19 protein-coding genes and 1 pseudogene are annotated in these 19,084 nt (G+C 71.4%); 13 read left to right on the forward strand and 7 right to left on the reverse strand.

The genetic code is table 11. The annotated features are described in order from the left end of the window. Positions 1-170: 170 nt before the first annotated feature. From AC2XR2_RS30820 to AC2XR2_RS30845, 6 genes are all read left to right on the forward strand, one after another. Positions 171-1,397: a L,D-transpeptidase gene (locus tag AC2XR2_RS30820; RefSeq protein ID WP_491516836.1), complete on the forward strand. Its 1,227-nt coding sequence runs from the start codon at positions 171-173 to the stop codon at positions 1,395-1,397. 112 nt (positions 1,398-1,509) lie between these two features. After that, positions 1,510-2,760, forward strand: coding sequence for a L,D-transpeptidase (locus AC2XR2_RS30825; RefSeq protein WP_381304862.1), 1,251 nt, complete (start codon positions 1,510-1,512; stop codon positions 2,758-2,760). Positions 2,761-2,837: 77 nt separating this feature from the next. Next, entirely contained in the window at positions 2,838-3,605 is a 768-nt protein-coding gene (locus AC2XR2_RS30830; RefSeq protein WP_123763165.1) for an enoyl-CoA hydratase/isomerase family protein, read from the forward strand. A 262-nt stretch (positions 3,606-3,867) separates the two neighbouring features. Then, entirely contained in the window at positions 3,868-4,371 is a 504-nt protein-coding gene (locus AC2XR2_RS30835; RefSeq protein WP_491516837.1) for an ATP-binding protein, read from the forward strand. Positions 4,372-4,413: 42 nt separating this feature from the next. Beyond that, the gene (locus tag AC2XR2_RS30840) at positions 4,414-5,142 is read left to right on the forward strand and encodes a polysaccharide deacetylase family protein (RefSeq protein ID WP_491516838.1); all 729 of its coding nucleotides are present in this window, start codon (positions 4,414-4,416) and stop codon (positions 5,140-5,142) included. Next, positions 5,142-6,335 carry a YncE family protein gene (locus AC2XR2_RS30845; RefSeq protein ID WP_381304855.1) on the forward strand — a complete coding sequence of 398 codons (1,194 nt, stop codon included), beginning with the start codon at positions 5,142-5,144 and terminating at the stop codon, positions 6,333-6,335. The genes AC2XR2_RS30840 and AC2XR2_RS30845 overlap by 1 nt, the downstream gene beginning before the upstream one ends. 231 nt (positions 6,336-6,566) lie before the next feature. Here AC2XR2_RS30845 and AC2XR2_RS30850 read toward each other — a convergent pair whose 3' ends face one another. After that, positions 6,567-7,223: a GNAT family N-acetyltransferase gene (locus tag AC2XR2_RS30850; RefSeq protein ID WP_449350681.1), complete on the reverse strand. Its 657-nt coding sequence runs from the start codon at positions 7,221-7,223 to the stop codon at positions 6,567-6,569. A gap of 49 nt (positions 7,224-7,272) precedes the next feature. On the opposite strand from AC2XR2_RS30850, the gene AC2XR2_RS30855 reads away from it, so the two are divergent. Together AC2XR2_RS30855 and AC2XR2_RS30860 are read left to right on the forward strand one after the other, a co-directional pair. Beyond that, positions 7,273-8,184: a MerR family transcriptional regulator gene (locus tag AC2XR2_RS30855; protein ID WP_491516839.1), complete on the forward strand. Its 912-nt coding sequence runs from the start codon at positions 7,273-7,275 to the stop codon at positions 8,182-8,184. Between the two features lie 56 nt (positions 8,185-8,240). Next, complete coding sequence (locus AC2XR2_RS30860) at positions 8,241-8,459, forward strand: EF-hand domain-containing protein (protein WP_330264349.1); 219 nt, start codon at positions 8,241-8,243, stop codon at positions 8,457-8,459. Positions 8,460-8,510: 51 nt separating this feature from the next. Here AC2XR2_RS30860 and AC2XR2_RS30865 read toward each other — a convergent pair whose 3' ends face one another. Next, entirely contained in the window at positions 8,511-9,299 is a 789-nt protein-coding gene (locus AC2XR2_RS30865; protein WP_491516840.1) for an ABC transporter ATP-binding protein, read from the reverse strand. Then, positions 9,296-11,008, reverse strand: coding sequence for a 2-isopropylmalate synthase (locus tag AC2XR2_RS30870; protein ID WP_491516841.1), 1,713 nt, complete (start codon positions 11,006-11,008; stop codon positions 9,296-9,298). Before AC2XR2_RS30870 ends, AC2XR2_RS30865 begins: the two co-directional genes overlap by 4 nt. Positions 11,009-11,189: 181 nt before the next feature. On the opposite strand from AC2XR2_RS30870, the gene AC2XR2_RS30875 reads away from it, so the two are divergent. Next, on the forward strand, positions 11,190-11,867 hold the full coding sequence (locus AC2XR2_RS30875; protein ID WP_491516842.1) for a FadR/GntR family transcriptional regulator: 678 nt from the start codon (positions 11,190-11,192) through the stop codon (positions 11,865-11,867). A 31-nt stretch (positions 11,868-11,898) separates the two neighbouring features. Here the strand turns inward: AC2XR2_RS30875 and AC2XR2_RS30880 are convergent, their stop codons facing one another. The 3 genes from AC2XR2_RS30880 to AC2XR2_RS30890 all read right to left on the reverse strand — a co-directional run bounded on the left by AC2XR2_RS30880 (position 11,899) and on the right by AC2XR2_RS30890 (position 13,530). Beyond that, the gene (locus AC2XR2_RS30880; protein ID WP_449350685.1) at positions 11,899-12,441 is read right to left on the reverse strand and encodes an MOSC domain-containing protein; all 543 of its coding nucleotides are present in this window, start codon (positions 12,439-12,441) and stop codon (positions 11,899-11,901) included. A gap of 20 nt (positions 12,442-12,461) precedes the next feature. Further along, complete coding sequence (locus AC2XR2_RS30885; RefSeq protein WP_381304839.1) at positions 12,462-13,019, reverse strand: glycoside hydrolase family 25 protein; 558 nt, start codon at positions 13,017-13,019, stop codon at positions 12,462-12,464. Between the two features lie 145 nt (positions 13,020-13,164). Next, positions 13,165-13,530, reverse strand: a complete 366-nt coding sequence (locus tag AC2XR2_RS30890; RefSeq protein WP_330264344.1) for a cupin domain-containing protein — start codon at positions 13,528-13,530, stop codon at positions 13,165-13,167. Positions 13,531-13,716: 186 nt separating this feature from the next. On the opposite strand from AC2XR2_RS30890, the pseudogene AC2XR2_RS30895 reads away from it, so the two are divergent. Continuing rightward, positions 13,717-14,760 (forward strand): annotated as a pseudogene (locus tag AC2XR2_RS30895) (LacI family DNA-binding transcriptional regulator); the annotation flags it as partial. Between the two features lie 683 nt (positions 14,761-15,443). Here AC2XR2_RS30895 and AC2XR2_RS30900 read toward each other — a convergent pair. Further along, a complete protein-coding gene (locus AC2XR2_RS30900) occupies positions 15,444-15,611 on the reverse strand; it encodes a hypothetical protein (RefSeq protein ID WP_381306143.1) in 168 nt (55 codons plus the stop codon). Here AC2XR2_RS30900 and AC2XR2_RS30905 point away from each other — a divergent pair. From AC2XR2_RS30905 to AC2XR2_RS30915, 3 genes are all read left to right on the forward strand, one after another. Further along, positions 15,610-17,007 (forward strand): ABC transporter substrate-binding protein, encoded by a 1,398-nt coding sequence (locus AC2XR2_RS30905; RefSeq protein WP_491516843.1) that lies wholly within the window; start codon positions 15,610-15,612, stop codon positions 17,005-17,007. The genes AC2XR2_RS30900 and AC2XR2_RS30905 overlap by 2 nt on opposite strands. Positions 17,008-17,149: 142 nt before the next feature. Then, the gene (locus tag AC2XR2_RS30910; protein WP_491516844.1) at positions 17,150-18,091 is read left to right on the forward strand and encodes a carbohydrate ABC transporter permease; all 942 of its coding nucleotides are present in this window, start codon (positions 17,150-17,152) and stop codon (positions 18,089-18,091) included. Further along, complete coding sequence (locus AC2XR2_RS30915; protein ID WP_381306135.1) at positions 18,088-19,056, forward strand: carbohydrate ABC transporter permease; 969 nt, start codon at positions 18,088-18,090, stop codon at positions 19,054-19,056. Before AC2XR2_RS30910 ends, AC2XR2_RS30915 begins: the two co-directional genes overlap by 4 nt. Positions 19,057-19,084 lie beyond the last annotated feature (28 nt).

A 19,084-nucleotide genomic window follows, 5' to 3' on the forward strand; every position in this document is an offset into this window, starting at 1 on the left:
CCGCTGGGTTGGGCGGGGCGCCTTCGGATGTGCCGGGTCAGGTTGTCGGGCGGCGTGCGGGTTCGTTGTGGCTTGTCGCGCAGTTCCCCGCGCCCCTGTCGGGGCGCGTCCCCGTGGTCGTAGGCCCAAAGGTCACGTTTCTCGCGGGTGGGCACCGTCGTTGGGTGGGCGTGAGGCATCGACTTGGGCGCGCTCGGCGCGCGGGGGCCGTACTGGCCGCCGTACTGACATGGGCAGGACTGCTGGCCGGGGTCGCCGGCTGTACCGCGGGCGGGGGTGGGGGGATCGGCGGTGTCGGCGGGTTCGGGAAGCCGCCCGCGCCCGAGGACGTGATCAGGGTCGCCCCCGACGACGGCACCAAGGGCGTGCCGCCCGAGGAGAAACTGCGGGTGCGGGTGCCGAGCGGGCGCCTGGAGTCGGTCACCGTCGTCAAGTCCCAGGACGCGCAGGACATCCCGGTGCCCGGGCACATCTCCGACGACGGACTGCGCTGGGAACCCGACGAGGCACAGCTCGCGCTCGCCGCCAAGTACACCGTCCACGCGGTCGCCCTCGACGCCCACGGCCGCCGCTCGGCCCGGCACACGACCTTCACCACGTACGTCCCCGAGCAGCGCTTCATCGGGTACGTCAGCCCCGAGAACCGCTCCACCGTCGGCACCGGGATGATCGTCTCCCTGGAGTTCAACCGGGCGATCGAGGACCGCGCCGCCGTCGAACGCGCCGTGCACGTCACCTCGCAGCCCCCCGTCGAGATCCGCCCGCACTGGTTCGGCGGCGGCCGACTCGACTTCCGCCCCGAGCACTACTGGGAGCCCGGCACCCGCGTGACCGTCGCCCTGCGGCTCCGTGACGTGGAGGGCGCGCCCGGTGTCTACGGCCTCCAGTACAAGACCTTCTCCTTCACCGTCGGCCGCAGCCAGGTCTCCCTCGTGGACGCGGCCGCCCACACCATGCAGGTCCGGCGGGACGGCGAACTCCTCGCGACCGTGCCGATCACCGCCGGCGCCCCGAGGACGACCACCTACAACGGCAAGATGGTCGTCACCGAGATGCTCGAGGTGACCCGCATGAACAGCCGGACCGTCGGCTTCGGCGGTGAGTACGACATCCCGGACGTCCCGCACGCCCTGCGCCTGACCGACTCCGGCACCTTCCTGCACGGCAACTACTGGGCGCCGGACGCCCCCGGCAGGGTCAATGTCAGCCACGGCTGCGTGGGACTCCGGGACGTGAAGGGCGGCAGCTCGGACACCCCGGCGGGCTGGTTCTTCGACCGCAGTCTCGTCGGTGACGTGGTCGAGGTCGTCCACAGCGATGACAAAAAGGTCGCTCCCGACAATGGACTCGGGGGATGGAATATGAGTTGGAAGCAGTGGAAGGCGGGCAGTGACTGAATGGTGACCTTCCACTCACAAGATTCTGAAATTTATGCGGTTAATATGCGCCGACACGCGGTGATCGCGGGGGTGACGCGGGCCTGACCAGGCCCGGCGAGGGGAGAACGACTTGAACGTGCGACCGATATCGGGGGCGTCGGTTGACGCGCGGGGGCGCGGGGCCAAGGGGTTGCTGGCGCTGATACTCGGCGTCCTGCTGCTGGCCGTGACCGCCTGCGGTGGCGGAGGATCCGGCTCCGGCTCCGGGTCCGGGGACGCCAAGAGCGAGAAGGGTGACTCGGCCGCCGCCGAGACCAAGCAGTCGGAGGCGGTCGTCTCCATCACCCCGAAGGACGGCGCGAAGTCCGTCGACACCAGTGGCGTCCTCAAGGTCGGCGCCACCAAGGGCAAGTTGACCGAGGTGCAGGTCAAGGACGCCAAGGGCACCGCGGTGGAGGGGAAGATAGCCGCGGACGGCTCCTCCTGGACGCCGTCCACGCATCTCGCCTCCGGCACCGCCTACACGGTGCACGCGGTCGCGAAGGACTCCAAGGGCCGTACGGCCGCCGAGGACTCCGGCTTCACCACCCTGACTCCCAAGAACACCTTCATCGGCACCTTCACGCCCGAGGACGGCTCGACCGTCGGCGTCGGAATGCCGTTCTCCCTCCGCTTCACCCGGGGCATCACCAGCCCCGAGGACGTCGAGAAGGCCATCACGGTCAAGACCTCGCCGGCCGTCGATGTCGAGGGCCACTGGTTCGGCAACGACCGGCTGGACTTCCGCCCCGAGCAGTACTGGAAGGAAGGCACCAAGGTCACCGTCGAGCTCCGCCTCGACGGCGTCGAGGGGCGCAAGGGCGTCTACGGCAAGCAGAACAAGACCGTCTCCTTCACCATCGGCCGCAACCAGGTCTCCGTCGTGGACGCCAAGAAGCACACGATGAAGGTCACCCAGGACGGCAGGACCATCAAGACCCTCAAGGTCACCACCGGCAAGCCCGGCTACGACACCTGGAACGGCCAGATGGTCATCAGCGAGAAGCTCGCGGTGACCCGGATGAACGGCGAAACGGTCGGCTACGGCGGCGAGTACGACATCAAGGACGTCCCGCACGCGGCCCGTCTCACCGACTCCGGCACCTTCATCCACGGCAACTACTGGGGCGGCGACGCCTTCGGCAACTACAACGCCAGCCACGGCTGCGTGGGCCTGCGCGACGTCAAGGGCGGCTACGACAGCGGGGTGCCGGCGGCCTGGTTCTTCAACCACTCCCTGCTCGGCGACGTGGTGGTCGTGAAGAACTCCGACGACGCGACGGTCGCCCCGGACAACGGGCTCAACGGCTGGAACATGTCGTGGGAGAAGTGGACGGCGTAGTTCTTACGACGGTCAGCGGGTCCGGTGTGAGGTACTGCACCGGGCCCGTTCCCGTTAGTGCCCGTTAACCTGCTGACATGACCGTGAATCTCGAAGTCGCCGAAGGCGTCGGCACCATCCGTCTCGACCGGCCGCCCATGAACGCGCTGGACGTGGCCACCCAGGACCGGCTCAAGGAGCTCGCCGAGGAGGCGACCCGGCGCGAGGACGTGCGCGCGGTGGTCGTGTACGGCGGGGAGAAGGTGTTCGCGGCCGGCGCGGACATCAAGGAGATGCAGAACATGGACCACACCGCGATGGTCCTGCGCGCCCGCGACCTCCAGGACTCCTTCACGGCCGTGGCCCGCATCCCCAAGCCGGTCGTCGCGGCGATCACCGGCTACGCGCTGGGCGGCGGCTGCGAACTCGCCCTGTGCGCCGACTTCCGGATCGCCGCGGAGAACGCCAAGCTGGGCCAGCCGGAGATCCTGCTCGGTCTGATCCCCGGCGCGGGCGGCACCCAGCGCCTGGCCCGGCTGGTCGGCCCGTCCAAGGCGAAGGACCTGATCTTCACGGGCCGTATGGTCAAGGCGGACGAGGCGCTGACGCTGGGCCTGGTGGACCGGGTCGTCCCCGCCGACGAGGTGTACACGCAGGCGCACGCCTGGGCGGCGAAGCTGGCGCAGGGGCCGGCGATCGCGCTGCGCGCCGCGAAGGAGTCGATCGACACGGGGCTCGAGACCGACATCGAGACGGGCCTCGCGGTGGAACGGAACTGGTTCGCAGGCCTGTTCGCCACCGAGGACCGCGAGCGGGGCATGAAGAGCTTCGTCGAGGAGGGCCCCGGCAAGGCGAAATTCCTCTGAACCCCTTGCAGTTGACACGATGTCTGATCCGGGTCCCTCGATGGGGCGGTTTATGGGAGCCTTAAGGCAGCCTTAAGTCTGCCTTGTCGAGGGAGTCCGTCGATTGCCTCCTCGTGAGCCTACGCCGCAGGTCACGGGGGCTGTCGACGGCGCCGATGTGCCTGCGGCATATGCCGATCGGTGCTCTCGGAGCGACGCATTCCGGGGGGCGTATTCGTCAGGAACGGCCCCGGAGGGCGCTTTGGGCGGCCATGATGGGGTCATGGCGGGGCTGGAGGGTTTCGAACAGCCGCGGGGAGACGGCCGTGTGACGGCGGCGCGCTGGTCTCCGGCGGTCGAGGACGAGCACGCACTGAAGGCGCTCGAACTGTTCGGAAACCCCACCGAGGCGGAGGTCCCGCTGCCCTCCCGGCCCGAGTCCGCGGCGGCCGCCCGGCGCCTGACCCAGGTCATCGTGCTGCGTCAGTGGGGGCTGACCCCCAAGATGACGGAGGACGCGGTCTTACTCGTGTCCGAACTCGTCGGCAACGCCGTACGGCACACGGGGGCGCGGGTGTTCGGCCTGCGCATGCGGCGTCGGCGGGGGTGGATCCGGATAGAGGTACGGGATCCCTCCCGGGGGCTGCCCTGTCTGATGCCGGTGCAGGAGATGGACGTCAGCGGCCGGGGGCTGTTCCTCGTCGACAAGCTGTCCGACCGGTGGGGGGTCGATCTGCTGCCCCGCGGCAAGACCACCTGGTTCGAGATGCGTGTGGCCGACCGGTAGCCGGTGGGTCGATCAGCGGCAATCCGTGACGGAACCCCTTAAATGGGGCGGGTGACCGCTACCGATCGCCGGGCCGTGCTGCTCGCCACCGCTGGGCTGACGTTGGCCGCGGGATGTGCGACCAGGAGTGCCGTCGCTCATCCCGCCCACTCCGCCGGCAGCGCCCCACCCCTCCCCGCCCAGCTCACCCACGGCCCCCGCGACCGCCCCCGCGTCGCCCTCACCTTCCACGGCGCCGGTGATCCCGCCGTCGCCCGCGCGCTCCTCACCGAGGCCGAGCAGCGCGGCGCCCGGGTCACCGTGCTCGCCGTGGGCAGCTGGCTCGACACGTACCCCGACCTCGCCCGCCGGATCCTCGACGGCGGGCACGACCTCGGCAACCACACCCTCAACCACCTCGACATCAACGCGATGTCCGAGTCCGAGGCGCGTCAGGAGATCACCGGCTGCGCCGAGCGGATCCGGCGGCTCACCGGCTCGGTCGGGAGCTGGTTCCGGCCCTCCCGTACGCCCACCGCCTCCCCCCTCGTCGTCCGGCTGGCCCAGGAGGCCGGCTACCCGCACGTCCTGTCCTACGACGTCGACTCCCTCGACTTCACCTCGCCCGGCGCCGCCGCCGTCGCCCGCAAGGTCCTCGCCGAGATCCGCGAAGGGTCCGTGGTGAGCCTGCACTTCGGGTACGCCGACACGGTCGCCGCGCTCCCCGTCGTACTGGAAGAACTCGACCGGCGCGGCCTGGCCGCGGTGACCACCACGGAGTTGTTCAGCTGATGCCCCGCACCCTCGCCCAGCGCGCTCTGCTCGCCTGTGCAGCCCTCGCCGTCCTCGCCGCCTGCGGCACCGAGACCAAGGACGGGGCGACCGAGGCCCTCGGCACCAAGGCCGCCGTCCCCGCCCCGGTGAAGCCGGTGGAACCCGTGCGGAAGCGGGTCCAGGGGCTGCCCGGGATGCCGCCCGTGCTCGACCCGAAGGACGTGTACGCCGCCGACCGCCCGAACCGGCTCTCGCCCGTGGTGAAGGACTTCCCGTCCCGGGTCTACGTCCCCAACACCGAGTCCGACACCGTCTCCGTCATCGACCCGAAGACGTACCAGGTCGTCGAGACGATCCGTGTCGGGCGGCAGCCCCAACACGTCGTGCCGTCCTGGGACATGAAGACGCTGTGGGTCAACAACAACCGCGGGCACACCCTCACCCCGATCGACCCGAGCACCGGGAAGGCGGGCGAGCCGGTCGAGGTGCACGACCCCTACAACCTGTACTTCACGCCGAACGGCAGGTACGCCGTGGTGATGGCCTCCCTCGACCGGGAGCTCGTCTTCCGCGACCCGCACACCATGGAGCGCAGGAAGACGGTCCCGGTCAGCTGCTACGGCGTCAACCACGCCGACTTCTCCCTGGACGGCCGGTACTTCATCGTCTCCTGCGAGTTCAGCGGGGAACTGCTGAAGGTCGACACCGAGAAGATGAAGGTGATCGGGCAGCAGAAGCTGCCCTTCGACGGGGCCATGCCGCAGGACGTCAAGGTCTCGCCCGACGGGAAGCGGTTCTACGTCGCCGACATGATGGCCGACGGGATGTGGGTCCTGGACGGCGACACCTTCGGCAAGCCGACCCTGCTGCCCACCGGCAAGGGCACCCACGGCCTGTACGTCAGCCGCGACTCCCGCGAGATGTACGTCTCCAACCGCGGCGAAGGGACCGTGTCCGTCTTCGACTTCACCCGGAACAGGATCACCAGGAAGTGGCACCTGCCCCAGGGTGGCAGCCCCGACATGGGTGGCGTCTCCGCCGACGGCAAGGTCCTGTGGCTCTCCGGCCGCTACAACTCCGAGGTCTACGCCATCGACACCCGCACCGGCGAACAGCTCGCCCGCATCAAGGTCGGCAGCGGCCCGCACGGCCTCGCGGTGTACCCCCAGCCGGGCCGCTACTCCCTCGGCCACACCGGGATCTTCCGCTGAAGCCGGCCCGGCGCCGTCGTCGAGTCCCCGCCGCTCCATGCCGCAGCCGGCACCCAGTGTTCCGGGGTGTCCTGACGACCGGCCGGGCGGGCCGGAGACGCCGCGGGGGCCCGCCGACGACCGGGTCTCGCTCCGCCGGCCGCCGCCCGCCACTCCAGCCTCCGACCCGTCCCGGGGCTCGCCCGGACACCACGGCCTCCGGCACTACCGCCGCCGGAACGCACCGCTTCCTCACCGAGGTGGGCCGGTGACCCGTCCAGGCGCCAGCAGCACCGCCTCCGCGCCCACCGGGCGGTAGCCCGCCGCCTGGAAGGCGCGCAGGCTGCGGGCGTTGCCGGGGGAGACCTGGGCCCACAGGGGCTCCGCGGTCAGGTGGCGGGCCGCCGTCACCAGGGCGCGGCCCAGGCCCCGCTGCCGTACGGCCTCGTCGACCTCGACCGAGACCTCCAGGCGGCCGCCCACGCCGCGTCCCGTCACCAGCACCCCGCCGTCCGCCGTCCACGCGCGGATGTCGTCGCGGCGCCGGCGGGCGTAGGCGATACGGGGGTGGTTCGCGTCCTCGATCTCCTTCAGCGGGAGCGGTGGTTCGCCCGGCAGGGGGTCCGCGACCAGCATCACGTCGATGGTCTCCGACCTGCGGCCGGTCCGGTCCTGGAGGGCGGTCAGGAAGCGCGGGTTCATGGTCGCGGCCAGCGCGTCGCAGTCCAGGCCGCGCAGGGTGGCGTGGACCCAGGCGGGGTCCTCGTCGGTGAAGACGACCGAGTGGGCCGTGAAGGACAGGACGCCCGCGTCCCGCCGACAGGACTGCGGAACGACTGTGGTGCCGCCGTCCGCGGGCGGGAAGACACCACGGGCCGCCGCATCGAGAATGTCCCGCAAAGTCTCCATCACCGCGCTCCTTGAGTCTCCACCCGCTGGAAGGCCCAGACTCGCAGACATGATCGAAGACGGCACCGGCCTTTTCACCATCGGCGAGCTGGCCCGGGCCACCGGACTGACCGTGCGGACCATCCGCTACTGGTCCGACGAGGACGTCCTCGGCCCGGTGACCCGCTCCGCCGGCGGCTACCGGCTCTACGACACCGAGTCCGTCGCCCGCCTGGAGCTGATCCGCACGCTGCGGGAACTGGGCCTCGGGCTGGACGTCGTACGTCAGGTGGTCGCCGGCGAGAAGGACCTCGCCTCCGTGGCCGCCGCGCACGTGGCGGCCCTGGACGCGCAGATCCGGTCACTGAAGGTGACCCGGGCGGTGCTGTCGACCGTGGCGCGACGCGGTTCGACCGCGGAGGAGATGACGTTGATGAACAAGCTGGCACGGCTGTCCGCCGCCGAGCGGCAGCGGATCGTGGACGACTTCGTGGAGGAGACCTTCAGCGGGCTGGACACCGCCGACCCGGTGATCCGGGACCGGCTGCGCCGGATCGGCGTAGACCTGCCCGACGACCCCACCCCCGAGCAGGTCGACGCCTGGGTCGAGCTGGCCGAGCTGCTGCGGAAGGAGGACTTCCGGGCAGCCATGCGCAGGATGATCGAGTTCAACGCGGCCGGCCGCGGCCCCGACACCCCGGCCGGCACCTCGATGTGGTTCATCCGGCGGCTGGTCGAGCTGGTCGGGGACGCCATGGCGCGCGGCACGGCACCCGAGGACCCCGAGGCGGACGCCCTGCTCGACGAACTGCTGGGGGAGGGGACGGACCGGGCGGCGGTGCTGGAACGCATCGACCTGGGCCAGGAGGTCGCCCGCTACCGGGAGTTGGCCGCCGTCATCTCCGGCGCGCCCGAGCCACCGAGGTACCAGGCGGAGTTCTCCTGGGTGGTCGCCGCGCTGCGGGCCAGGACCGGCGGCTAATCTGACCTGCGGCAGCAAGCCAGCGAGACACGAAGCACAGGAAAAGGGGCGGACCGGTGGCGCACATCGACATCGAGGAAGCACGCAAGCAGTTCGAGCGCATCGATGCGGACGGTGACGGCTCCATCACCGCCGCCGAGTTCAAGTCCGCCCTGGCCCAGGGCGGCGACTGGAACGTGACCGAGTCGGTCGCCGAGGCGATCATCAAGAGCCGCGACCTCAACGGCGACAAGCTCCTGTCGTTCGACGAGTTCTGGGCCTACCTGAACAAGTAGGACGTACGGGGAAGGGGGCGCCGCACCGGCTTCCGGTGGGCGCCCCCTTCGTCATGCCGGGCGCCTGATCCGTACCGTCCAGCGGCCGTCGTGCCGCTCCAGCACCAGCGGCAGGTCGAAGCACGTGCCCACCTGGTCGCCGGTGAGGACGTGCGACACCGGGCCCCGCGCGAGGACCCGGCCCTCGCGCAGCAGCATCGCGTGGGTGGTGCCGGGCGGAAGCTCCTCCAGGTGATGCGTGACGAGGACGGTCGCCAGTTCCGGATGCTCCCGGCGCAGGGAGTCCAGGGCGTCGATCAGCCGCTCGCGGCCCGGCAGGTCGAGGCCGGTGGCCGGTTCGTCGAGCAGCAGCAGCCGTGGCTTCGGCATCAGCGCGCGGGCGATGAGCGTACGGCCGCGCTGCCCGTGGGAGAGCGTGGGCCAGCGGGCGTCGGCGACACCGGCGAGACCGAGGGTGCCGATGAGCCGGTGGGCCCTCTCGCGCTGCCCTGGCGTCGGCCGCCAACGGGGGAGGAGCGCCACGGAGTTGGTCAGCCCGGTCAGGACGACGTCCCGGACCCGCAGCGGCGCGGTGAGCGGATGGCGCGGGTCGACATGACCGACGTGGGCGCGCAGCTCCCGCAGGTCCACCCGGCCCAGCCGGCGGCCCAGCACCTCGACCGTGCCCGCGGTGGGATGCGTCAGGGCGCCGAGCAGGCCGAGCAGCGTGGACTTGCCCGCGCCGTTGGCGCCCAGCAGCGCCCAGTGCTCCCCGGCCCGGACGGTCAGGGAGACCTCCTGGAGGATCGCCCTGCCGTCCCGCACGACACGGACGTCCTCGGCGCGCAGGACCTCCCTCACCGCAGTGCCCGATTGACCGCGGACAGCACGGCCCGGACACCGGCGGCCGGTCCCACACCGGCGCCCCAGGCCGCCGTACGACCGTCGACACGGCACTCGGCGTAGGCCGCCGTGCCGTCCTCGGCGAAGTCGACGACCTCGACCGTGTACCCGGCGCCGGCGAGCGCGTCCACGAAGGCCGAGAGCGCGCTGGTGCCCGTGCCCTCGTGGTCGCCGACCCGGTCGTCGCACTCCAGGGTGCCGACGAAGCGGTGGACGCCGGGCGCCTCCTCGTACGCCGTCCCGTCGTGCAGCCGGACCTCGCCCTCCGTGAGATAGGTGGCCCGGAACAGCTCGTACAGCTCTTGCGGACTCATCTCCCGGCCGCTGGTGTCGGTGGCCTCCTGGACGGTCCGGGAGAAGTCGGGGCGCATCCGGGGCGGCAGGTCGATGCCGTGGTGGGTGCGCAGCAGGTATGCCGTGCCGCCCTTGCCCGACTGGGAGTTGACGCGGATCACCGCCTCGTAGGTGCGCCCGATGTCGGCCGGGTCGATCGGCAGGTAGGGGACCTGCCAGGGCTCGTCCGGGTGCTGGTCCCGGTGGGCGAGGCCCTTGCTGATCGCGTCCTGGTGGGTGCCGGAGAAGGCGGTGTGGACGAGGTCGCCGGCGTACGGGTGGCGGGGGTGCACGGGGAGCCGGTTGCAGTGCTCGACGGTCTCCTTCACCGCGTCGAGGTCGCCGAAGTCGACCATGGGGTCCACCCCTTGGGCGTACAGGTTCATCGCGAGGGTCACCAGGTCGACGTTCCCGGTGCGCTCGCCGTTGCCGAACAGGCAGCCCTCCACGCGCTGGGCGCCGGCCAGCACGGCGAGTTCGGCGCAGGCGACGCCGGTGCCGCGGTCGTTGTGCGGGTGCACGGAGAGGATCACGGAGTCACGGCGGGAGAGGTTCCGGTGCATGTACTCGATCTGGTCGGCGTACACGTTCGGGGTGGCGATCTCGACGGTGGCGGGGAGGTTGAGGGTGACGGGGCGGTCGGGGCTCGCGTCCCACAACCGCGTGAGCATGTCGGACAGTTCGAGCACGAAGTCGGGTTCGGTGAGGTTGAAGGTCTCGGGGGAGAACTGGAAGCGGACGGCGGTGCCGGGGAGGGCGTCGGCCCGCCGTGCCATGTGCGCGGCCGCCTCCCGCACGGTCCGCCGCACCTCGTCCCGGTCCCGGCCGAGGACGACGTCCCGCCACACCGGCGAGGTGGCGATGTAGAGGTGTACGACGGCCCGCGGCAGCCCGGCGATCGAGTCGAAGGTCCGGTCGAGGAGGTCCTCGCGGGCCGGGGTGAAGACGACCGGAGTCACGTCGTCGGGGACGGCACCGCCGGTCACCAGGTGCCGGACGAAGTCGAAGTCCGTGCGGCTCGCGGAGGGGTAGCCGACCTCGATCTCCTTGAAACCGGTCCGCACCAGCAGCTCGAGGAAGCGGCTCTTGCGGGCGGTGTCCATCGGCTCGGCCAGGGCCTGGTTGCCGTCCCGCAGGTCGACGGGGACCCACAGGGGCGCGCGGTCGATCCGGGCGGAGGGCCAACTCCGTTCGGTGACGGGGACGTTCACCCGGTCCTGGAAGGGGCGGTAGCGGTGGAACGGCATCGGGCTCGGGCGCTGGGGGTTCCAGACGGGGGCCGCGGGGGCCGCGGGGGTGGGTGTCATGGGGCCGGTGTCCTTCTGCTCGGTCATGGGCTGGACCGGCAGCACGGCGTCCCGCGGCGGGGTGCCGGTCGCGTCAGGCCCCGCCGCGGCAGCCGAGAAGAAGGAGACCGCGGAAGATCACGGGGGTAGGCTAGTCACTCCTCAGCTCCTCAGACAAGTGAGAATTCGCTGAGTGCCCCTTGTCGTCGCGTGAGTTGGTGAACCGCAGATGCCGCTAGGTCCCGTCCGTCCCAGTCCTCTGGTCGAGCAGGCCGCCGAGCGGCTGCGCGAGCAGATCACCGCGGGGCACTGGCCCGTCGGCACCAGGCTGCCCGGGGAGACCACGCTCGCGAAGGACCTCGGCGTCGGCCGCTCCACGGTCAGGGAGGCGCTGCGGGCGCTGGCCGGGGCGGGGCTGGTGCGGGCGAGGCAGGGGGCGGGGGTCTACGTCACGGCCACGGAGGCGGTGGGGGACTGGCCGACCCGGCTGCGCCGGGCCGCGGTCACCGACGTCTACGAGGTCCGCATGGCCGTGGAGGTCCACGCGGCCCGCCTCGCCGCGCGCCGCCGTACCGCCGAGGACGTGGCGGCGATGGCACGCGCGCTGGAGGGCCGCCGGGCCGCCTCGGCCTCCTCCGACGCCGACTTCGTGGACGCGGACATCGCCTTCCACGCGGCGGTGGTCGCGGCCGCCCACAACCCCGTACTCGCCGACCTCTTCCGGGAGTTCACCCCGGTCCTGCGCGAGGGCCTGATCGAGCTGCTGACCCTGACCGGCCTGCGCGCCACCGACCCCAACACCGCCGACGAGGCCCACGCGGCGCTGGTGCGGGCGGTGACGGACGGGGACGCGGAGGGGGCGGCGGAGATCCTGCGGGGGGAGCTGGAGGATCCGTTCGGGGGCTAGGGCGTCGTCCGCCGGACAGGCCCCGCATCGGCTACACGATGTCCAGGGGCTCGTGCGGGCCGGACGGGAGGTTGATCTCCACCGCGTCGCCGGGCCGTATCTCGCCGCCCGTCACCACGATGCTCATGATTCCGGAGCGGAACCGCGGGCGGCCGTCCTCGGCTCGGCCCACGACCTGCTTCATCAGGCCCTTCTGGAAACCGTCGATCTGGGCGCACGGATTGCGCAGGCCCGTCACCTCGACGACGGCCGTGTCCCCGAGCCGCAGCCGTGTGCCCCGGGGCAGCGACAGGAGGTCGATCCCCCGGGTGGTGACGTTCTCGCCGAGTTGTCCGGCCGCGACCTCGAACCCGGCCTGCCGTACTTCCTCGAAGAGCTCCTCGTGGATCAGGTGCACCTGCCGGAGGTTCGGCTGGGAGGGGTCCTTCTTCATCCGGAACCGGTGCTTCACCGTCGCCCCGCCGTGGACGTCCCCCTCCACCCCGAACCCCGCGAGCAAGGTGATGCTCTCCCGGTTCGGCTTGCTGAAGGAGTACGTGCCGTTGCTGCTGACCGCGCTGATCATCCCACCCATGGGGCAAGCCTAAGCGCCGGTCAGGCGTCGGCGGCCCACTCCCGCAGCGCCGCCTTGCTCGCGAAGTCGGCGACGTTCTTGTCCAGCGGGTCGTCGGTGTACTGGTGGAAGCGCCACTTCGCCTTGATGCGGGGCTTGCCCGCCGTGACGTAGTCGGCGATCCAGAGGCCGTCGCCGGCGTAGGACGTGGTGTCGACGTTCAGCCAGTAGTGCCGGTTGCAGTACAGGATCACCCTGTTGTTCGGCCGGAGCTGCCGCACCTTGCGGATGAAGGCGTCCTTCTCCGCGTTGGTCGCGTGGGTGCCCTCGCCGGTCGTCTCCCAGTCCACGGCGAGGATGTCGCCCGCCTTCTCGGGGGCGTGCTTGACGAAGTACTCGGCCTGGGCGGTGAGGTTGCCGGGCCACAGGAAGTGGTAGAAGCCGACGACCAGGCCGGCGTCGCGCGCGTGCTTGGTCTGCGCCGCGAGTTTCGGATTGACGTAGGAGCGGCCCTCCGTCGCCTTGATGAAGACGAAGGAGAGACCGTCCGTGGCGTAGGACGAGGACTGGTAGGCGCTGACATCGATACCGCGGAGCATGTGGGGGCTCCCTGAAGTGTCGTCGGGGGGACGGGAGTTGTCATGATGCCCCCGATGCGCCGGAAGACACCTCGGGGAGGCTGCCGCGCTGCTTCCGGGACGCTGCCGCGCCACCTCGGGAAGGCTGCCACGCCGCCTCGGGGCGCTACTGCGGTACCGCGTAACCGGGCACGGACGGCCACCGGACGGTCAGGAGCACCGACTCCTCCTCCGCGTACCAGGAGTGGTCCACCCCGTGCCCCCACACGACGTAGTCGCCCTGCTCCGCCAGGACCACGTCCCGCCCGGGCAGCTCCACCCGGAAACGGCCGCTGATCAGGACCAGCAGCGCGGTACGCGCTTCGCCCCGCACCCACTCCTTGCGCCGGTCGCCGCGCGGGTGGATGCCCCACTTGATCTCCACGGCCTCGCTGTGGCGCGGATCGCCCGGCTCCTTGAAGTGGCCGAGGAGCCAACCCCGGTCCAGCGGGGCGTCCTTGCCGGCGTTGCCCACGTACACGCTGTCGTTCATGGCGGGGGATGCTAGCAACTTCCGTTTTGCCGGGAACCGGCGCGGTGTCCCACTCCCACATGACGGCAATGTTGCGGAAACCCTTGACGCGCGGAGCCCCGCTGCGTAGATATGTCTGCGCAGTCATGTCAGCGCAGTCATACGGGACCGGCCGGGCTGACGACTGCCGGAGATCAGGAGAGACCCATGGCACGACTGGCAAGCCGCAGCACCGGCACCGCACCACGCAGCATCGACGTGGCGCGGCTGGCGGGCGTCTCGCAGAAGACGGTGTCCAGGGTCATGAACGGTGAGCAGTACGTCTCCGGTGACCTGCGCCGACGGGTCCTGGAAGCGGCCGAGACCCTCGGCTACCGGCTCAACCACGCCGCCCGGGCGCTGGCCTCCGGGCGGACCCGGTCCATCGGCGTGGTGACGCTCGGTACCGCGCTGTACGGACCCGCCTCGCTGCTGATGGGCCTGGAGCGGGCCGTCCGGGACACCGGCTACACGCTCCGGGTGGTCAACACGGTGGAGGGGGACGCCGCGGGGATCGCCGGTGCCGTCGACTCGCTCCTCGACCAGGGCGTGGACGGCATCGTCATCTCCGAGCCGATCGACGAGGAGGGGGACGCCGGTGTCGCGATCCGCGCCGACGTGCCGTTCCTGGTCCTCGGTGCGCCGCCGCCGTTCACCGCGCACCGGGTGGTGACCGCGGGGCTCGTCGCCCACCAGCTGGCCCGGGCCGTCACCGAGCACCTGCTGGACCTCGGGCACCCGACCGTCCACCATCTCGCCGGTCCGCAGCGCTGGTACGCCGCCAGGGACCGGATGGAGGGATGGCGGGCCACGCTGGCCGCGCACGGCAGGCGCGAACCGCCGGTGACCGTGGGCGACTGGTCGGCCGCCTCCGGGTACCGCGCGGGGCTCGAACTGGCCCAGGACGGTGAGGTCACGGCGGTGTTCGCCGCCAACGACGACATGGCCATCGGGCTGATCCGCGCGCTGCTGGAGACGGGGCGGCGGGTGCCGGAGGACGTCAGCGTCGTCGGTCTGGACGACATACCAGTGGCCGCGTATGTGACTCCGCCGCTGACGACGGTCCGGCAGCCGTTCGACGCGACGGCGCAGGACGGCCTGAAGCGTCTGGTGCACGCCATCGAGAACCCGGACGCCGCGCCGATCCCGCTGGACGACCCACCGATCAACCTTGTCGTACGAGCGTCCACGGGGCCTCCGGCGGGTCGGACGGTGTCGCCGGGGCGGACGGTCTTGTCGGACCGGGTGGGGGCGGGGGACCGGGTGGCTGCGGCGGATCGGCTCGCTGTGCCGGATCGGGTGGTTGCGGCGGATCGCGTCGCTGTGCCGGATCGGGTGGTTGCGGCGGACCGGGTCGCCGTGCCGGATCGGGTGGCTCCGCCGGACCGGGTCGCTGTGCCGAGCCGGGTGGCTGCGGCGGACCGAGCGGAAGCGCCGGACCGGCCCGCTGTGCCCAGCCGGGTGGCTCCGCCGGACCGGGTCGTTGCACCGGATCGGCTCGCTGTGCCGGACCGGACGACCCCGTCCGAGCGAACCCCCTCGGCCGCCCGGCGAACCACAGCCTGACCCGTCGTCCGCCCCGCAGCCCACCGGCTCGCAGCCCGTTCCCCGTACGCGGTACCCGGATCCCCGTACCCGGTTCCCCGTACCCGGCACCCCGACCCCCGTTCCCCGATCCCGATGGGAGACCCGCCCACCCCCAGCGCCCACCCTCACCCGCAGCCCCCCCGCACCCCGCACCCCGCACCCCGCACCTGAGTGCGCGAGCCGGCCCCGTCGCATCGGGTCGTCGTACCGCCCACTCACCTGCGCGGAGGCCTGGGCGTCTCCCCCCGAGCCGTTTGCCCGCCCAGGGCCCCTGCCCCCTCCCGCCACCCCCGGCGGGAGCCCCCCTGTCAGCCGACGAGCGTGACGTGCCCCGCCCCGGCCCCCGTGAGGGAACACCCCACGGCCCGCCGGACCCGGCCCCGCCCCGCCGCCCGTGCCGAACCCAGCTCTGACATCCCGAACAGCACGCCGTCGCCGGTGCGCCGATTCCCTACGCCCTCTGCGGAGTCCACCATGTCGAAATTCCTCTCAGCCGCCTCCTCGGCCCCCGTGAACCCGGCCCCCTTGAACCGCCGCGGCTTCCTCGCCGCGACCGGCGCCCTGACCCTCGCGAGCACCCTCTCCGCCTGCGGAGGCGGCAGCGGCGGCGGCTCCGCCGCCAAGGCGGTCAGCCAGGCCGACATCGACAAGGCGATGAAGACGCCCACCGAGCTGGTGTTCTGGACCTGGGTCCCGAACATCGACAAGGAGATCGCCCTCTTCCAGCAGAAGTACCCGGCCATCAAGGTCAAGGTCGTCAACGCCGGACAGGGCGTCACCCACTACACGAAGCTGCGCACCGCGCTCAAGGCCGGCAGCGGCGCCCCCGACGCCGTACAGATCGAGTACCAGGCCATCCCGACCTTCACCATCACCGACAGCCTGCTGGACCTGCGCCCGTACGGCGCCGCCAAGCTCAAGGACACCTTCGTCGACTGGACGTGGGGACAGGTCAGCGGAGCCGACGGGGAGGTCTTCGCGATCCCGCAGGACACCGGCCCGATGGGCATGCTCTACCGCAAGGACATCTTCGACCAGCACAAGATCGAAGTCCCCACCACCTGGGACGAGTTCGCGGCCGCGGCCCGCACGCTGCACAAGGCCGACCCGAACGTCTACCTCACCAACCTCGCGGCGAACGAGGCCGCCGCCTGGCACGGTCTGCTCTGGCAGGCAGGGGCCAAGCCCTACGCCCTCTCCGGCAAGAGCGACATCACCATCAGCGTCGACGACGCCGTCTCCCGCAAGCTCGGCGACTACTGGGGCGGCCTCGCCAAGGAAGGCGTCATCGGCACCGAGCCCGACTTCGCCGACTCCTGGTACGCGGCCCTGAACAAGGGCAAGTACGCCACCTGGATCACCGCGGCCTGGGGCCCGGCCTTCCTGTCCGGCTCGGCCAAGTCCACCGCCGGTCACTGGCGCGCGGCCCCGCTGCCGCAGTGGGACGCGGCCAAGCCGAGCTCCGGCAACTGGGGCGGTTCGACCACCGCCGTCATCAAGAGCACCAAGAACCCGATCGCCGCGGCGCTGTTCGCGCAGTTCCTCAACAGCGACCCGGCGAGCGCGAAGATGTTCGCCACCGAGCAGTTCTTCTTCCCGGCCACCAAGGCCCTGCTCGGGGACGCGAGCTTCACGGGCGACGCGCCCTCCTTCTACGGCGGCCAGAAGGTCAACCAGGTCTTCGCCGACGTCAGCTCCACGGTCTCGCCCTCCTTCCAGTGGCCGCCGTTCCTCGACCAGGCGGCCACGGACTGGACCGAGACCGTGGGCAAGTCCCTCGCCGACAAGACCGACACCGTGCGCGCGCTGGGCGCCTGGCAGACACGGCTCACCGGCTACGCGAAGAAGCAGGGCTTCACGGTCACGTCCTGACGGCCCGCAAGGGTCCCGAGCCGCCCGGCCCGGGACCCGCCCGCCTCCTCCGACACCGGCCCCTCCCGCACCCGCCCCCTCCCGCACCCGCACATGCACCCGCCCCTCCCGCACCCGCACCCTCCCTCAGAAAGGCCCGCCCATGACTGCCACAACCGCGGCCTCCTCCAAAGGCCGGCGCCGAGACGGGCCGACCCGCCCCGCGCGCGGCGGCAGGCGCCACCGCCGGTCGGCAGGGCCCCTGTTCGTCGCCCCCTTCATGGTGCTGTTCCTGCTGCTCTTCCTCGCCCCCCTCGGCTACGCCGCCTACCTCAGCCTCTACCAGGAGCGGCTGATCGGCGGGACGGTCTTCGTCGGCCTCGACAACTACGTCCAGGCCGTGACCGACCCGCTGCTCGTCCACGGCGTCGTACGCGTCGCGCTGTTCTTCGTGATCCAGGTCCCGCTGATGCTGCTGCTGGCGCTGCTGTTCGCCCTCGCGCTCGACAGCGGCCTGCTGCGGCTGGCCCGGGTGATCCGCCTCGGCATCTTCGTCCCGTACGCCGTGCCGAGCGTGGTCGCCGCCCTCATGTGGGGCTATCTGTACGGCCCGGACTTCGGCCCGTTCGCCCAGCTCAGCCGGGACCTCAGCCTGCCGGTGCCGCGGTTCCTCAGCGAGGGCTGGATGCTCGGGAGCCTCGCGAACATCGTGACCTGGGAGTTCGTCGGCTACAACATGATCATCCTGTACGCCGCCCTGCGCACGATCCCGGCCGAGCTGTACGAGGCCGCCGCGATGGACGGCGCCGGTGCCTGGCGGATCGCCTGGTCGATCAAGCTGCCCGCGCTGCGTCCGGCGCTGCTGCTCACCCTGCTGTTCTCGGTGATCGGCAGCTTCCAGCTCTTCAACGAGCCCAACCTGCTGATGAAGGTCGCCCCCGACGTGATCAGCAGCTCCTACACCGCCAACCTCTACGCCTACTCCCTCGCCTTCACCGGCCAGCAGGTCAACTACGCGGCCACGGTGTCCTTCCTCCTCGGCCTCGTCATCGTGATCGTCTCCTACGCCGTCCTGCTCACCGCGAACCGCAGGAGGACGTCATGACGACCACTCCCCAGCCCTCGGCCTCCCTCGCCCAGGGCACCCCGCCCGCGGCGGCCCCGACCACCCCGGCCGCGAAGCCGGCCCGCGGCGCACTGCCGAGGCGGCCCCGGCGCGGCCCCCGCCGCAGCACCCCGCTGACCATCGCCATGCTGGCCGCCCTCGCCTACTTCCTGCTGCCGCTGTTCTGGCTGGTGATCGCCTCGACCAAGAGCACCCAGGACCTGTTCAACACGTTCGGCCTGTGGTTCTCGCACGCCCCGCAGCTGCTGACCAACGTCAAGGACACCTTCACCCAGGACGACGGCGTCTTCGTGCACTGGCTGCTCAACACGGCCCTGTACGCGGGCGTCAGCTCGGTCGGCGCCGCACTGCTGGCGGCGGCCGGCGGGTACGGGTTCGCCAAGTTCCGCTTCCGCGGCGACCGGGCCGCCTTCAACCTCGTGGTCGGCGCGGTCATGGTCCCGGCCACCGCGCTGGCCATCCCGACCTATCTGCTGTTCGCGAAGGCGGGCCTGGTCAACACCCCGTGGGCGGTCATCCTGCCCTCCCTGGTCAACCCCTTCGGCCTCTACCTGATGCGGGTCTACGCCGAGGACGCCGTACCCGAGAGCATCCTGGAGGCCGCCCGTATCGACGGGGCCGGCGAGCTGCGGATCTTCTTCCGGATCGTGCTGCGGCTGCTCGGCCCCGGCCTGGTCACGGTCCTGCTGTTCACGCTGGTGGCGACCTGGAACAACTACTTCCTGCCGCTGATCATGCTCAACGACCCGGACCTGTACCCGATCACGGTCGGCCTGTCCTCCTGGGCCGCGCAGGCCCAGAACGGCGGATCCGGCGCCAGCAGCGACATGCTCGCGCTCGTGGTGACCGGCTCGCTGATCTCGATCGTCCCGCTCGTCGTGGCGTTCCTGATGCTCCAGCGGTACTGGCAGAGCGGCCTCGCCTCCGGCGGCGTCAAGCAGTAGCGCACACCTCTCCCTCGTCCCCCGTCTC

This window comes from Streptomyces sp. LS-MS-L19, from assembly GCF_058382285.1.